The sequence below is a fragment of the uncultured Lutibacter sp. genome (assembly GCF_937891065.1).
Taxonomy (GTDB): Bacteria; Bacteroidota; Bacteroidia; order Flavobacteriales; family Flavobacteriaceae; genus Lutibacter.
Map to the genome: position 1 here is coordinate 1 of NZ_CALAEQ010000217.1, position 16,143 is coordinate 16,143.

Sequence of the window (16,143 nt, forward strand, 5' to 3'; positions counted from 1 at the left end):
TATCAATTCTCTTAAATATTTTTTTAAAAACAAATCTAAAAGGAAATGTAAATGCTGCAATAATTGTTGATATAAAAAATAGAATAAAAGCAATTATATAATTTATAATCGATTTTAAACTTTTCTTTGTTTCAAAGTTTTTTTCTGAGTCGTTTTGGTATTTAATAATCTTTTCAAGCATCTTTTTCGTAATTAAGCACAATGTATCTTGTTATTTTATATCAAATATCTTATCTAATTCTATTTCAAGTGCATTATATTCATAACCATTCATTTGTTTTATAATAGTTCCATCTTTATCGATAATAAAGCTTGTCGGATAACCTTGAACTCCATATTGAGTTACAACTTTGTCTGAAACACCTCGTAAATTTGAAATGTTTATCCAATCAATGTTGTCAGTTTTCGTTGATTTTTCCCAATCTTTTTTATCTACATCAACAGAGTAACTAATAATAACAAAATCTTCATTTTTGTATTTTTCCTTAAGTCTTGGAAATTCCTCTTGGTTCTGTTCGTGACAATAATGACACCATATTGCCCAAAAATCTAATACAATAACTTTACCTTTAAAATCAGAAAGTTTTACAATATTACCTTCTAAATCCTTTGCGCTTATATCTATAAAAGGTTTACCAATCTTTATTTTTTCGATTTCAAAACTGTTTTTTAAAGCAATCCCGTATGTTGAATTTTGAAGTTGGTTGTCAAGTTTAGAATAGAATAATTGAAGACTATCTTTACTTAATTTATCTGTATAAGATAAAAAGTTACTCAGCGAAACTGTATTATTAGGGTTTTCAAAGAGAAAATTTAATTGTTCTATATTTATACCCTTATGAAAATCTTTCAACTCAATTTCACCATTTTTCATTTGGTTACTGTACTTCTCACTTATTGCAAAATATCTTTTAGATAACTCTGTTAGTTTAGAACCATTGATTTTAGCATTTTCAAAATCATCATAGGTTCCAATTATAGATACATCACCTTTATCAAGCCAAAAGGAATTTCTTTTAGCGACCATATTCTTGTAGTCAAGAATCATAATCATATATTCACTCGGTTCAATGTTGTCAATTTTCAGTTCAAATGTTCCATTCAATGATAAGATGGAATCAATATTCTTTCCGTAAAAGTTACGACTATCCATTTTATACAACACAACTGTTAAGCTGTCTTTCAGATTCTCAATTGTTCCAGTCAACTTTAAAGAATTACTTTTATTAGAGTTTGATTCTTTGTCTTGACTAAAATTACAAGAAATCAAAATTAAGCTAAGGATGATCGTTATTTTTTTCATAGTTTTTTAATTTTTTTTTAATTATGTCCAATGGCTTAGGCTATGCTGTCATTACGGAAAAATCAGCAAGATTATTTCGTACAAGACAATTGGTTAGTAAATATACAGGATTTTCCGTTGAAGAAAATTCATCGTAATGCAGTATAGCCATTGTTAGTCTTTTGTTGTTTACAAATTCAGAATAATATTTTATTAATAAGGGACGCTTATCAAACCAGTAATTTCCCCATTCTTTATCTCTCCTTTTGATTCTCCATTTAAGCCTACACTATAAAGTTTACAATTAAAAATCATACTAACCTTATAATTTGTATATCCATTAGAGCTATAAATTTTTTCAATTTTACAAATTTCTATTGTAGAATCTTCATCAAATTTACCTTCAAATCTTTCAGATTGATAGTTATTTACATCTAATATAGTTTCATAAAGTAGTTTAAAATCTTTGCGTTGCTCTAGACTCAGTTCACCACGGGGAAATAAAGAGGCGACTTCATCAGCATCTTTGAGGTTAACTTTTGGGGTACGAATATATATAGCCTCATCTCCAATATTTAATGGCCATGTATTAATTCCAACAACAAATCTACCAATTGGTTCTTCCCCTCCTAACATCTCACTACCAACATATTCTTGGTAATTTTTACTATTGCTAACAAATGATTTAGAAATACCATTTACATAACCAGAAAAATGATAATCTGCTGAAACATAACAATATGGAGAAGGGGTAATAGGTTCATCATTATTATTACACCCAAAAAGGGTAAAAACAAAAATTGTGAAGCAAAATAAGGATACTTTTTTATTCATAACGATAATATTTATTTACACTAGATCTATTGAAATTTTGTGTGATATATTGGGTTTGAAAGATAATAGTTCATTCGATTTAACGTGTTTCATAATAAAGGTGGCGTTACTTCTAATCATTTTAGAGTTTTCACTTTTTATTGATAACTATTTTCTCTTTAATCCAATCAATTAAGAAAACTAATATCAGCCCAACAATCATTCCAATTATATAGTTATATTCAAAGATATCTTTTTCATTAAAATATCTAAAAATAAACTCAATAATCATATAGCCAAAAATAAATAGTGTAAAAGTGGTAGCCCTTAAACTATTTCTGGAAAAAAATATAATGAAAAGAAAAATGAAAGGTGGATGCAAACTTTGTTTTAAAATTTTATAAAAATCAATGTTATTCAAATTTTCTGTAAAGTCCTGTTTGATATAATGACTTAAAGCATAATTTATTATCAGAATGACTGCGAATCCGATAAGGCTAAAATAATTTTTTTTCATAAATTTTTTTGTTTGACTATAATTATAAGTTGATGTTTTTAATATTTTTTAGCAATTAAAGGCAACGGTTTAGCTGTAAATCCGCTAGGATTTTCAGGCGTATAAATCAGGTTAAATATACAGAATGATAATCGTACAATTACCAAACCCAGCAATGAATTATACCCATTGTTATAGCCAGTTTTTATAATTTCAAATTTATAATTCTTAATTTCATTATATCTTCCTTATTGATTCAGTAATTACATCTATTCTTGTTCAAAAATAATAGTTCTTTGCGCATTCTTCTTATACATGTTCTTAGTAATAATCTCTCTGTTCGTACTTGAACGATAGTGCTTATTATTTGGGTTTAGAATACATTCGACTTGATACTCTAGCATTTTTTCAAAAGGAATAAGAAAATCCTTCGTCTCGCATTGCTCTAAGTCACCTTCCTTAAGTAAATTTAAGACAGTATAGACTGACTCAATAGTACTAAGACAAAGAGATTCTGGCTGCTGCTTGATAATAAATTTTGATTGAATTTTATTATCAAAACTCACTCTTTCTAGTTTTTGTAAGTTCTTACTTAGTTTAAGCATTTTACGGGCGCAGGGCCATGTGCCATCGAGAATGAAGACGTGTGGATTATTACCCATAAAAGAATTTATTTCTGAACTTTTTCTTATCGATAAGTTGAAATTATCTTTTCCCGGATAAAGTAAGAAAGAACAACTTGTTTCTTTAGTCAGTATTTCATTTACACGATTATTATTGGTAAAATCGACACCAACTATAATTTCCGAATTTTCAAGTTGGAGATTAGTCATAACTCCCGTTCCGTTTTTTTCTTTTTTATACTCCTTGGGGTGCATAAGAATAATAAAACGAGTCTCAGTCTGGATAGGATTAGTGTGTTTACAAATACATGAGCTTGAAGGCCTCATGCATTTGTAACATTTGATTCTTGGATTATTTATTTCTACTTGCAAGGTGAATATCTTTTTATTTTTCTAATTGCCCATAACTCCTTTTATCTAAACAAAAAAGATTCTTTATGAATTTATAGTAAGTGATAAAAGCATATTGTTACTATTTAAATTTATTTTGAAATTGCAATTTTTGATGTACTAAAATAGGTTTAATTCAGCCAAAGAAGTATGATATAAGTCATTTTGATTGAATTTGATATTTTGGAAGTGAAGATATTTAGATCGCTATAAATTTTTCTTTGAAATTATAGTTTTTACTATGTTTTCACCAATGTTACTACTAGCCAATATTTAATACAAAATTAAAAAGCTTGTAAAAATTAATACTGATTGATAATCAATATTAATTTTTACAAGCTCCGTTTAATAAAATAAATTTTATTAACTTTTTAGAAAGTCACTTCTATTTTTATAATTTTTTAGCGTTTTTAACTTTTTGTTTTGTTAAAGCTAAATCTATAACTTCTTTCATTTCAGAAACATATTTAAATGTTAATCCTGTTAAATAAGATTGTTTAATTTCTTCTATATCTTTTCTATTTTCAATAGAAAGAATTAACTCTTTTATATTTGCTCTTTTTGCCGCTAAAATTTTCTCTTTTATTCCTCCAACTGGCAATACTTTTCCTCTTAAAGTAATTTCACCTGTCATTGCTATGTGAGCTTTCACTTTTCTTTGTGTAAATACTGATACTAATGATGTTAGCATGGTAATCCCTGCACTTGGACCATCTTTAGGCGTTGCACCTTCAGGAACGTGAATATGTACTTTATATTCGTCTAATATTTTACTGTCAATTCCGAAATCGCTTGCATTTGCTCTAATATATTCCATAGCAATTGTTGCAGATTCTTTCATTACTTTCCCTAAATTTCCAGTAATTGTAAGTCCTTTACCTTTTGAAATAATAGATTCAATAAATAAAATATCACCTCCAACACTTGTCCACGCTAAGCCAGTTACAACACCAGCAACATCGTTACTTTCATATTTATCTCGTTCTAAATGCGATGGCCCTAAAACTTTTTCAATAATTTCATTGGTAATTTTAACTTCATAAGTTTCCTCCATTGCAATAGATTTTGCAGCAAAACGAACCATTTTAGCTATTTGTTTTTCTAAACCTCTAACTCCAGATTCACGTGTATAAGCTTCCACAATTTTTTCTAATTGCTTCTTCCCTATCAATAAATGTTCTTTTGTTAATCCGTGTTCTTTTAATTGCTTTGGTAACAAATGACGTTTTCCAATTTCAACTTTCTCTTCAATGGTATAACCAGAAACATTGATAATTTCCATTCTATCTCTTAAAGCCCAAGGAATAGTTGATAAACTATTTGCTGTTGCTACAAAAAGAACTTTAGAAAGATCATAATCTTTTTCTAAATAATTATCGTAAAAAGTAGTGTTTTGCTCAGGATCTAGCACTTCTAACATTGCTGAAGATGGATCTCCATTATGACTTGAAGAAGCTAATTTATCAATCTCATCTAATACAAAAACAGGATTTGACGTTCCCGCTTTTTTAATGTCTTTAATAATTCTACCTGGCATTGCACCAATATATGTTTTTCTATGTCCACGAATTTCAGCTTCATCACGAAGACCACCTAAAGACATTCTTACATATTTTCTTCCTAAAGCTTCAGCAATTGATTTTCCTAAAGAAGTTTTACCAACTCCAGGAGGGCCGTATAAACAAATTATAGGCGATTTCATATCTCCTTTTAATTTTAATACTGCCAAATGCTCAATGATACGTTCTTTAACTTCCTCTAAACCAAAGTGATCTCTATCTAATATTTTTTGAGCTCGCTTTAAATCAAATTTATCTTTTGAATATTCATTCCAAGGTAAATCTAACAACAAGTCCAAATAATTTCGTTGAACAGAATATTCAGCGGCTTGCGGATTCATACGTTGCAAACGACCTAATTCCTTATCAAATGTTTCTTGAATATCTTCATTCCATTTTTTAGATTTAGACTTTACACGCATTTCTTCCAATTCCTCATCATACGAAACACCACCTAATTCTTCTTGAATTGTTTTTAATTGCTGATGCAAATAATATTCACGTTGTTGCTGATCCATATCAGAACGTGTTTTAGATTGAATAACATTGCGTAATTCTAAACGCTGTAATTCAGCATCCATCTTTTTCAACGTCAGTAAAGCTCTATCTTTTAAGTTTTTTGTTTCTAATAACTCTTGCTTCTCTGATACTTTTAAGTTCATATTAGAAGAAACAAAATTTATTAAGAATGGATTACTCTCAATATTTTTAATAGCAAAAGAAGCTTCAGAAGGTAAATTCGGATTTTCCTTAATAATTCGAACAGCCATTTCTTTTATAGAATCTATAATAGCCTCAAATTCAGGTTCTTTTTCTTCAGATCTATCTTCAACGTGTGCTTTTGTAGTTGCCTGAAAATAAGGCTCTTCTTGCACAAAAGTATCAATCTCAAATTGTTTTTTACCCTGAATAATAACTGTTATATTACCATCAGGCATTTTAAGCATTCTTAAAATACGAGCTACTGTTCCAACTTTATGAACATCATTAATTGTTGGATCTTCAATACTTTCATTTTTTTGAGCTACAACTCCAATAATTTTATTGCCTTTGTTTGCTTCTTTAATTAATTGTATTGATTTATCACGACCAGCCGTAATAGGAATTACTACTCCTGGAAACAATACCGTATTACGTAAAGGCAATATTGGTAAAATCTCAGGGATTTCTTCATTATTTATTTCTTCTTCATCTTCAGGGGTCATTAAAGGTATTAAATCAGCATCTTCATCTAAAATGTGCTGTAATGACATATTGTCTAATTTTAAGAATTTTGAATTACTCATAGATTTTATTTGGTCATTTTGTCATTCATAAATTCTCTTTTAAAAAAAATACAAAAACAAAAATAATTTATTTTTCTGATTATCAATAGTTTATATTTATACTAACTATCTTCTCTCCTTTTAAATTTCAATTGTTATGCCAAATAAGATAATATCAAACACTATTTTTTTTAGTAACTTTATATAAAACTGTAACAGTTTATAAATAACAATGTCTTTTAAATAGAAATCAACTTTTGGAGGTACAAATTCAACATAATAACCAACTAGTAAAACGTTGTAAAAAAGGAGATAAAGCTGCTCAATTTGCAATCTACAAGCAATACTATAAAGCAATGTATAATACTGCTTTAAGAATTGTAAACGATAGTTTTGAAGCCGAAGATGTCATGCAAGAATCTTTTTTAGCAGCTTTTACAAAATTAGATTCTTTTAGTGAAACTGTAACTTTTGGAGCTTGGCTAAAAAGAATTGTAATAAATAAAAGTTTAACCGCTTTAAAAAATAACAATAGACTAGATACTGTTCCAATAGAAAAGGTGGTGATAAATGAAGTTGATGAAGAAAAACAAGATTATAGCATACTGAAGGCAAGTGATATTTTAAATAAAGTTTCACAACTAAAAAATAATTATAAAGTGGCTATCACGCTTAACTTAATTGAAGGATATGATTATGAAGAAATAGCTCAAATTATGGATATAAGTTATGAAAATAGCCGAACAACCGTTTCAAGAGCAAAAAATAAATTAAGACAACTTTTATCTCAATAAAAATGAAAGATAATTTAGAAAATATATTTAAAAATTTAGAAAATCAATTTGATATTGAAGAACCAACTATTGGGCATTTCAACAGATTTGAAGCTAAATTAAATAATAACTCAACACGTAAAAAAAATTATAGACTATTTTCATATGTTGCTGTTGCGGCTTCAGTAGTTTTACTCTTTGGAGTTTGGCTTGGCGCTTCATTTTCAAATAATGGAATGGAATTAGCTGGTATTTCACCAGAAATGGAAGAAACACAAAGTTATTTTGTTTCTGTTATTAAAACTGAACTTTCAACTATAGAAAATGAACGTAACAGTACTACTGAACAACTAATTAACGATACTCTTGAACAATTAAATATATTAGAGAACCAATACACTGCACTTACTTTAGAGCTCAAAGAAAGTACTGAAGATAAAAGAATCATTTACGCAATGATTTCAAATTTTCAACAGCGTGTTACTATTTTACAAAGCTTATTAAATCAAATTGAAGATGTTAAACAATTAAAAAAACAAGACGATGAAAACTATGTATAAAATACTATTTATTCTTTTTCTAATCCCACTTACCATTACGGCAACTGAGAAAAAAGGAAAATATACCAAGTCGAAAACTATAAAAAAAGAATTTAAAGTAACTAATGATGCTACATTAAATGTAACTAATAAATATGGAAACATTGTTATTGCTACTTGGAATGAAAACAAAATTATTATTGATGTAACTATTACAACCAATGGAAATGACGAAGAAAAAGTAGAAAAGCGTTTAAAACAAATTGATGTTGAATTTAGCGCAACTACTAATTATGTTTCTGCCAAAACGATGATTGAAAAAAATACAAGTTCTTGGAATATTTGGGGAAAAAGTAATAATGTAAATATGCAAATAGATTATGTTATTAAAATGCCAGTTACAAACAATGTAGATTTAAGTAACGATTATGGGGCAATTAGTTTAGATAAGCTTGAAGGAACCTCTAAAATTAATTGTGATTATGGAAAAATAAATATTGGTGAATTATTAAACAATTCTAATCATATAAATATAGATTATACCAATAAGTCAACCATAGAATTTATGAGAGATGGTGAAATTAATGCTGATTATTCTTCGCTTCACGTTGAAAAAGCAGGAAGAATTAATTTGGATGCAGACTATTCACATATCTCTTTTGGGGTGTTGGTAAGTTTAGATTATAACTGTGACTATGGCGATTTAAAAGTTGAAGATTGCGGAAACCTTTCTGGTAATAGCGATTATATGCATACTAATGTTGGAATATTAAGAGGGTCTGGAGATTTTGACACGGATTATGGTTCAATTAAAATAAATGAATTAGGCGGAAATTTCAAAAATTTAAAAGTTGTTTCTTCTTATACAGGATTAAAATTCGGTGTAAACCCAAATACATCTTTTAATATTGTTGCATCTTTAAATTACGGCGGATTAAAATATGACAGTGGTTTTACTTTTAATAAAGAAATAACAAAATCAACTTCAAAACATTATGAAGGTTATTATAATTCACCCAATTCTGGAAATACTATTACAATAAAATCTAGCTACGGAAGTGTATCTTTTACTAACAATTAAAAATTTAACTATGAAACTATTTACAAGTATTTTAGCATTCTTAATTATAAGTGCAAACTTAAATGCACAAATGTTTACAAAAAAAATTAAAGGAAATGGTACTATTATCACAAAAACTAGAACCGTTTCTGATTACGATAAAGTTGCAGTTGCTGGCTCTTTTGATGTTGAATTATTAAAAGGAAAAGAAGGTGAAATTACTGTTAAAGCAGATGAAAATTTAATGGATTACATTATTACTGAAGTGAAAAATGGAGATTTAAAGATTCATATAAAAAAAGGTTTTAATATTAGAACAAATAAAACCATAAATATCACTGTCCCATTTGAAACTATTAACGCCGTATCATTAGCCGGTTCAGGAGATGTAATTTCTAAAGATGTGATAGCTACTTCAGATTTGACTTTAAAATTAGCAGGTTCTGGGAGTATGACTTTAAATGTTTCATCAAAAAAATTAACATCAAGTATTGCTGGATCAGGTAATATGACTTTAGAAGGAGATTCTAATGAATTTGAATGTAGCATTGCTGGCTCTGGAAATGTAAATGGTTATGATCTAAAAGCTTTAAAGGCAACTGTAAAAATTGCAGGTTCAGGTAATGTTAAAATTAATGCCGTGAACGAAATTCATGCCAAAAGCGCAGGCTCTGGAAATATCTATTATTCAGGAAATCCAAGTATTGAAAAAATATCTTCAGTGGGTTCAGGCTCTGTTAAAAAGAAAAACTAATAATACTATATAAAAAACAAAGATGCTTTTGAAAAATAGTAAATAAAACATTTTGTCATATTGAGCTTGTCGAAGTTCATTTATCAACTAAACATTCAGATATTTCGACAGGCTCAATATGACATTTGTTTTTTAAAAATTTCTATATTTTTTTGTGATTTCAAAAACATGTTCTAAAATGCGCTGTTCTTTTTCATCGAACAATTCATTTTTACGTTTCAGTACTAAATTTGCAGTTTCATTAGCTTTGCTAATTTGGTAAGTAGTAAAACCAGCTGCACCACCCCAACTAAAAGAAGGAATAAAATTTCTAGGAAAATTACTTCCATAAATATTTGAACTTACCCCTATTACGGTTCCTGTATTAAACATGGTATTTATGGCACTTTTAGAATGGTCTCCCATCATCAATCCACAAAACTGCAATCCTGTTTTATCAAACTTTTCGCTTTCATAATTCCATAATCTAACTTCAGCGTAATTGTTTTTTAAATTTGAATTATTAGTATCTGCTCCTATATTACACCATTCACCTATAACAGAATTCCCTAAATAACCCTCATGTCCTTTACTAGAATTACCAAATAAAACAACGTTTTTAACTTCTCCTCCTATTGTACATTTAGGCCCCAAAGTTGTAGCTCCATAAACTTTTGATCCCATTTTAACAACTGAATCATTGCCCATTGCAAAAGGACCACGAATTAAGCTTCCCTCCATAACAAGTGCATTTTTACCAATATATATTGGACCAGAACTCGCATTTAAAACAGAAAATAAAATTTCAGCACCTTCCTCAATAAATATATTCTCTTTATTCAAATATTTAACTCCTTCTGGGATGGGTTGTGATTTTCTTCCTTGAGTAAGTAATTCAAAATCATCACTAATTGCTTGATCGTTTAATGAAAATATATCCCATGAATTTTTAATTTGCAACAAGTCAAAATTAAATTCTTCTTGTTCATAAGAATCCAAATTAACTACTTCTTGATTTTCACTTGTGAAAAATGCAATTACTTCATCATTTTTAAAAATAGCTTGATTTGCTTTTAGATTCTTTACTTTTTCTATTAAAGCTTTTGTAGGTAAAAATGAAGCATTTATTAGAATATTTTGCTCCATTTCAACCATTGGATATTTTTCTTCTAAATAATCTTCGGTAATAGTACTTGTGGTAAAGCCTAATTGCTTTTCCCATTTTTCGCGAATAGTAAGTATTCCTATTCTTATATCTGCAACAGGTCTAGTGTAGGTAAAAGGTAAAAGCGCATTACGAACTGTACCATCAAATAAAATATAATTCATTACAAAATAATTTATGCAAATGTACAGTAAGTTTTTTCTTCTTCAAACTTAAAAACAATGGCGCTTTATATAATTTTATTCTTCCTTAAATAAGTATCTATATTATCGGCCGTATCAAAACAAGCACTTACTGAATTAATTTCTGAACAATAACGTGTATCTATTGCATGGTTTTTACAACCAATAGCATTGATATCTATGGTCTTAAAATTTTCATCAATTGCAATACATTTAGTGTACAAAGAATTAATTGTTTCATTAGATTGAAGGGTAACTTCCTTTTTTGCTAAATAACCTTTTAAAAAGTTTTCAATAGCAAATTGTGAATTTTTACAAACTGAATAACTAACAATGTCTTCAGCCGGTTTAAACATTTCTTCTTTAGCTGTTTTAAGTTTTTTTTCTGCTTCTTTCAAAAAAGCAACTGATCTAGCATTCATATTATTTAATTTTTTTGTATTATTAATTTTAAAGAAAAAACTCCTTAAAGCTTATATACTCTTAGTTTTTAAAATATATTAAAAGTGCACTTAGATTATTTTTTAAAAAATATTTTATCCAAATACTAACTTAAAGGTACAAAAAAAGTGCCAAGGTTTTACGCTTGGCACTCATAAAAATTAATTTATTTATAGATTTTTATAAAGTTCTAATCTTTCCCATTGAACATCAACTTGTTCTTGAGCTTTAACTAAAAGTTCTTTACCTAATTCTGCATTTTCCTTAACAACTCTTGTGAAACGAGTTTCTGTATACATAAACTCTTCTAAAGGTGCTGAAGGTGCTTTTGAATCTAATTTAAATCTCTTTCCTTTATCTGCTGAAGGATTAAATCTAAATAATGGCCAATAACCTGTTTCAACAGCTTTTTCTTGATGTAAAGTTCCATCTTTTAGATCGTAACCGTGTTCACCACAATGTGAATAAGCTATAATTAATGATGGTCCTGGATAAGCCGCTGCTTCTTCAATTGCTTTTAAAGTTTGATTATCTTTAGCTCCAATTGCAATTTGAGCAACATATACATTTCCATAAGAAACTGCTTGTAAAGCTAAACTTTTCTTAGCAGTTGGTTTTCCTGAAATTGCGAACTTAGCACTTGCTCCCATTGGTGTAGCTTTTGAAGCTTGACCACCAGTGTTTGAATATACCTCAGTATCCATTACTAAAATATTGATATTTTCTCCTGATGAGAATAAATGATCTAAACCACCATATCCAATATCATAAGCCCAACCGTCACCACCGAAAATCCAAACATCTTTTTTACGTAAGTATTCCGAAAGATTTCTTAGTTTTTTAGCTTCATAAGTATCAATAGTATCTAAAATTCCATTTAATTCATCAATACTGTTTAACTGTTGTTGTTTTAAAGTTTCTGTACCTTCAACATTATCAACTAAACTATTAACTAACGTACTACCTATTTTGCTTTCTAAAGATTTTAATAAATCAAATGCGATTTCTTGTTTTTTAGATAAAGCTAATTTCATACCTAAACCAAACTCTGCATTATCTTCAAATAATGAATTTGCCCAAGCTGGACCTCTACCATCTTTATTTTTAGTATAAGGTGTTGTTGGTAAGTTACCTCCATAAATTGAAGAACAACCAGTTGCATTAGCAATTGAAATACTATCTCCAAATAATTGAGTAACTAGTTTAATATATGGTGTTTCACCACAACCTGAACAAGCTCCTGAGAACTCAAACAATGGTTGCAAGAATTGTGACCCTTTAACTGTTGATGTAACTAATTTAGTTCTATCATAGTCTGGAAGATCAATAAAGTAATCCCAATGTATGTTTTCTACTTTATCTACTTCAGATTTTTTAGCTAAGTTAATTGCAAATGTATTTGCTATTTCTTTACTTTCTGCTGGACAAACGGCAACACATAAATCACATCCTGTACAATCTTCAGGAGAAACTTGTAAAATATAACTTTCTGTTTTACTATCAAATGGTCTTCCTTTTGCAGGAACACGTTTTAATGAATCAGGAGCGTTTACAAGTAAGTCGTTAGAAACAACTTTAGCTCTAATAGCAGCGTGAGGACAAATAGCTACACACTTGTTACATTGTGTACAAAGATCTGCATCATCCCAAGTTGGTACAACATCAGCAATACCACGTTTTTCATATTTAGTTGTTCCTGTTGGGAAAGTTCCATCAACTGGGAATGCACTAACTGGTAAAGAATCTCCATTCCCTGCCAAAATAGTTCCTAAAATATTTTTAACAAAATCATCTGCATCTGCAGACATCATAGGCACTAAACCATTTTCATTTGTTGTTTGACGAGGATATTCAACTTTTTGAAGGTTTTCTAAAGATTTATCAACCGCATTAAAGTTCATTTCAACAATACCTTCACCTTTATGAGAGTAAGATTTTACAATAGCATCTTTAATTTTCTTAATTGCTTCATCTTTAGGTAAAACACCTGAAATTGCAAAGAAACACGTTTGTAATATTGTGTTTGTACGTTTTCCTAAATTAGCATCTTGAGCTACTTTAGTTGCATCAACTACATAAAAATCAATATTACTATCAATAATTTTACGTTGCACTACACTTGGTAATTCTGCCCAAATTTTATATTTAGAATGTGGTGTGTTTAATAAAAATGTACCACCATCTTTTATATTTTTTAAAATATCATATTCATTAATGAAGTTTGGTTGATGACAAGCAATAAAATTAGCATTGCTAATTAAATATGAAGAATAAATTGGGTCTGGACCAAAACGTAAATGAGATACTGTTTGAGCTCCTGCTTTTTTAGAATCATAAACAAAATATCCTTGCACATAATTATCGGTAGTTTCACCAATAATTTTAATAGAGTTTTTATTTGCTCCAACTGTACCATCTGATCCTAAACCATAAAACATACAATTAAAAGTATCTTTACTTAATTTAAATGTTGGATCGTATGTTAAACTTGTATGTGTTACATCATCATTAATACCTATTGTGAAATGGTTTTTAGGAGAATTTTTTTCTAATTCATCAAAAATACCTTTTACCATTGCAGGCGTGAATTCTTTTGAAGAAAGACCATAACGACCACCAACAATAGTTGGCATATAATCACTCATTTCAACAAATGAAGTTACAACATCTAAATATAATGGTTCACCTACACTTCCTGGCTCTTTTGTTCTATCTAATACAGCTACCTTTTTAACTGTTTTAGGTAATCTTTCTAAGAAATCAGCTACTGAGAATGGACGATATAAACGAACAAATAATGTTCCTACTTTTTCACCATTTTCAACAAGTGTTTCAACAGTTTCATTAACTGGTCCTTCACCAGAACCCATAATAATAATTACTTTTTCTGCTTCTGGGTGTCCTACATAATGAAATAAGCTATATCTTCTTCCTGTTTGTTTATAGAATTCATCCATTGTATCTTGAACAATTCCAGGAACTTTTTGAAAATATGTATTTGCAGCTTCACGTGCTTGAAAAAATACATCAGGGTTTTGTGCTGTTCCTCTTAATAAAGGATTATCAGAATCTAATGCGTTTTTCTTAAGTTGCATTACGTTTTCTTCTGGCATCATTGATTTAATAACTGAATCAGGTATCTCATCAATTTTAGAAATTTCATGTGAAGTTCTAAAACCATCAAAAATATTCATAAAAGGTACTCTACTTTTTAAAGTAGCTACTTGAGAAATTAATGCAAAATCATGTGCTTCTTGAACATTTCCTGCAAATAACATAGAGAAACCTGTTGAACGAGCTGACATCACATCTGAGTGATCTCCAAAAATTGATAATGCGTGTGTAGCCAATGTTCTTGCAGCAACGTGTATAACATTTGGCAATAATTCACCAGCAATTTTATACATATTAGGAATCATTAATAATAATCCTTGTGATGCTGTAAAGGTAGTTGTAAGAGCTCCACCTTGTAAAGAACCGTGAACAGCACCTGCTGCTCCAGCTTCACTTTGCATCTCTACAATTCTAGGAACATTATTCCAAATGTTTTTTTGTCCATTTGAACTATATACATCAACATGCTCACCCATAGGTGATGCAGGTGTAATTGGATAAATAGCACAAACTTCGTTTGTTTTGTGTGCAATAATTGCAACTGCTTCATTAGCGTCACAAATTAATTTTTTTTTCTCTTCTTTCATTATACTTTATATTTATACTTAATAATTTGCAAAATGAATAGTTAATATAGATTTTATTTGCAAATTATATTTAATTCACTATTCCATTTAATGTGGTAAAATTATAGTAATTAAGTAAAGATTATAATGACATATATCAGCTAAATAGCTTCAGAAATTATTTGGAATTAATAAAAATTACGATTTTAAATGTTTGATTTACATATATTTAAACAACCAAATTTCATAAAGACAAGAAAAAGTGTAACAAAACACACAAAATAAAAGATTGAATAATCTTCAACTTTTAGTAAAAATTATTAAATTATTATCAAAAAGAAGTTGATAAAAAGTTTTACAGTTTAAATTACTCACAATTCATTCTTTTAAAAAGTAAAAGAATGAATTATGAGTATAAATAATGAAGAAATTATTTATTTTATAATGAAACTAACTTATAGAAGTTAATAGTACCTGTTTTTATTATTTGTTTAAGTACATTTTTCTACGAGAATATAACTCATAAAATTGATCGTCTTTTAAACTATCTATAAACAAAATACTTTCACCGGTAGATTTCATTTCAGGCCCTAATTTTTTATCAACATTAGGAAATTTATTAAATGAAAATACTGGTTGCTTTATAGCATAACCTTCTAATTGAGGGTTAAAGTTAAAATTTTTTACCTTATTTACGCCCAACATTACTTTTGTAGCATAATTAACATAAGGTTCTTTATAAGCTTTTGAAATAAAAGGTACGGTACGCGAAGCTCTAGGGTTTGCTTCAATAATATAAACAATATCATCTTTAATCGCAAACTGAATATTTATCAACCCAACCGTTCTTAAAGCCAATGCAATTTTTTTTGTATGATCCTTTATTTGTTGCATTACAAATTCACCCAAGTTAAATGGAGGCAAAGTTGCATTTGAATCTCCCGAATGAACACCACAAGGCTCAATATGTTCCATAATTCCAATAATATAAACATCTTCACCATCACAAATTGCATCAGCCTCTGCTTCAATAGCACCATCTAAATAATGATCTAACAATAATACATTATTCGGTATTTTTCGAAGTATATCAACAACGTGTTTTTCTAATTCTTCTTTATTGATAACAATTTTCATTCCTT

At 28.8% G+C, this 16,143-nt stretch carries 12 protein-coding genes and 1 pseudogene; 4 read left to right on the forward strand and 9 right to left on the reverse strand.

Annotated features, from left to right (window positions below):
- Nucleotides 1–211: 211 nt before the first annotated feature.
- From Q0352_RS11625 to lon, 5 genes are all read right to left on the reverse strand, one after another.
- Nucleotides 212–1,303: a TlpA disulfide reductase family protein gene (locus Q0352_RS11625; RefSeq protein WP_299527674.1), complete on the reverse strand. Its 1,092-nt coding sequence runs from the start codon at nt 1,301–1,303 to the stop codon at nt 212–214.
- Between the two features lie 192 nt (nt 1,304–1,495).
- The gene (locus tag Q0352_RS11630) at nt 1,496–2,116 is read right to left on the reverse strand and encodes a hypothetical protein (RefSeq protein WP_299527676.1); all 621 of its coding nucleotides are present in this window, start codon (nt 2,114–2,116) and stop codon (nt 1,496–1,498) included.
- Nucleotides 2,117–2,246: 130 nt separating this feature from the next.
- Nucleotides 2,247–2,612, reverse strand: a complete 366-nt coding sequence (locus Q0352_RS11635; RefSeq protein WP_299527678.1) for a hypothetical protein — start codon at nt 2,610–2,612, stop codon at nt 2,247–2,249.
- A 248-nt stretch (nt 2,613–2,860) separates the two neighbouring features.
- Nucleotides 2,861–3,586 carry a tRNA-uridine aminocarboxypropyltransferase gene (locus Q0352_RS11640; RefSeq protein ID WP_299527680.1) on the reverse strand — a complete coding sequence of 242 codons (726 nt, stop codon included), beginning with the start codon at nt 3,584–3,586 and terminating at the stop codon, nt 2,861–2,863.
- Nucleotides 3,587–3,995: 409 nt separating this feature from the next.
- Nucleotides 3,996–6,449 carry an endopeptidase La gene (gene lon / locus Q0352_RS11645; protein WP_299527681.1) on the reverse strand — a complete coding sequence of 818 codons (2,454 nt, stop codon included), beginning with the start codon at nt 6,447–6,449 and terminating at the stop codon, nt 3,996–3,998.
- A 236-nt stretch (nt 6,450–6,685) separates the two neighbouring features.
- On the opposite strand from lon, the gene Q0352_RS11650 reads away from it, so the two are divergent.
- The 4 genes from Q0352_RS11650 to Q0352_RS11665 are packed head-to-tail and all read left to right on the forward strand — an operon-like array spanning nt 6,686 to nt 9,554.
- The gene (locus tag Q0352_RS11650; protein WP_299527683.1) at nt 6,686–7,222 is read left to right on the forward strand and encodes an RNA polymerase sigma factor; all 537 of its coding nucleotides are present in this window, start codon (nt 6,686–6,688) and stop codon (nt 7,220–7,222) included.
- A gap of 2 nt (nt 7,223–7,224) precedes the next feature.
- Nucleotides 7,225–7,761 carry a hypothetical protein gene (locus Q0352_RS11655; RefSeq protein ID WP_299527685.1) on the forward strand — a complete coding sequence of 179 codons (537 nt, stop codon included), beginning with the start codon at nt 7,225–7,227 and terminating at the stop codon, nt 7,759–7,761.
- Complete coding sequence (locus Q0352_RS11660; RefSeq protein WP_299527687.1) at nt 7,745–8,821, forward strand: hypothetical protein; 1,077 nt, start codon at nt 7,745–7,747, stop codon at nt 8,819–8,821. The genes Q0352_RS11655 and Q0352_RS11660 overlap by 17 nt, the downstream gene beginning before the upstream one ends.
- Nucleotides 8,822–8,831: 10 nt before the next feature.
- Complete coding sequence (locus Q0352_RS11665; RefSeq protein ID WP_299527689.1) at nt 8,832–9,554, forward strand: head GIN domain-containing protein; 723 nt, start codon at nt 8,832–8,834, stop codon at nt 9,552–9,554.
- Nucleotides 9,555–9,686: 132 nt separating this feature from the next.
- Here the strand turns inward: Q0352_RS11665 and Q0352_RS11670 are convergent, their stop codons facing one another.
- From Q0352_RS11670 to Q0352_RS11685, 4 genes and pseudogenes are all read right to left on the reverse strand, one after another.
- Entirely contained in the window at nt 9,687–10,862 is a 1,176-nt protein-coding gene (locus Q0352_RS11670; RefSeq protein ID WP_299527691.1) for a GlmU family protein, read from the reverse strand.
- A 65-nt stretch (nt 10,863–10,927) separates the two neighbouring features.
- Nucleotides 10,928–11,302, reverse strand: coding sequence for a HEPN domain-containing protein (locus tag Q0352_RS11675; protein WP_299527693.1), 375 nt, complete (start codon nt 11,300–11,302; stop codon nt 10,928–10,930).
- Between the two features lie 189 nt (nt 11,303–11,491).
- Nucleotides 11,492–15,022: a pyruvate:ferredoxin (flavodoxin) oxidoreductase gene (gene nifJ / locus Q0352_RS11680; protein ID WP_299527695.1), complete on the reverse strand. Its 3,531-nt coding sequence runs from the start codon at nt 15,020–15,022 to the stop codon at nt 11,492–11,494.
- 462 nt (nt 15,023–15,484) lie between these two features.
- Nucleotides 15,485–16,143, reverse strand: a pseudogene (locus Q0352_RS11685) (carbamoyl-phosphate synthase large subunit); the annotation flags it as partial.

Coding starts and splice junctions, on each gene's coding strand:
- Q0352_RS11630 (WP_299527676.1), bottom strand. CDS start 2,116: ATGAATAAAAAAGTATCCTTATTTTGCTTCACAATTTTTGTTTTTACC.
- Q0352_RS11635 (WP_299527678.1), bottom strand. CDS start 2,612: ATGAAAAAAAATTATTTTAGCCTTATCGGATTCGCAGTCATTCTGATA.
- Q0352_RS11660 (WP_299527687.1), top strand. CDS start 7,745: ATGAAAACTATGTATAAAATACTATTTATTCTTTTTCTAATCCCACTT.
- Q0352_RS11675 (WP_299527693.1), bottom strand. CDS start 11,302: ATGAATGCTAGATCAGTTGCTTTTTTGAAAGAAGCAGAAAAAAAACTT.
- Q0352_RS11655 (WP_299527685.1), top strand. CDS start 7,225: ATGAAAGATAATTTAGAAAATATATTTAAAAATTTAGAAAATCAATTT.
- lon (WP_299527681.1), bottom strand. CDS start 6,449: ATGAGTAATTCAAAATTCTTAAAATTAGACAATATGTCATTACAGCAC.
- Q0352_RS11625 (WP_299527674.1), bottom strand. CDS start 1,303: ATGAAAAAAATAACGATCATCCTTAGCTTAATTTTGATTTCTTGTAAT.
- nifJ (WP_299527695.1), bottom strand. CDS start 15,022: ATGAAAGAAGAGAAAAAAAAATTAATTTGTGACGCTAATGAAGCAGTT.
- Q0352_RS11665 (WP_299527689.1), top strand. CDS start 8,832: ATGAAACTATTTACAAGTATTTTAGCATTCTTAATTATAAGTGCAAAC.
- Q0352_RS11670 (WP_299527691.1), bottom strand. CDS start 10,862: ATGAATTATATTTTATTTGATGGTACAGTTCGTAATGCGCTTTTACCT.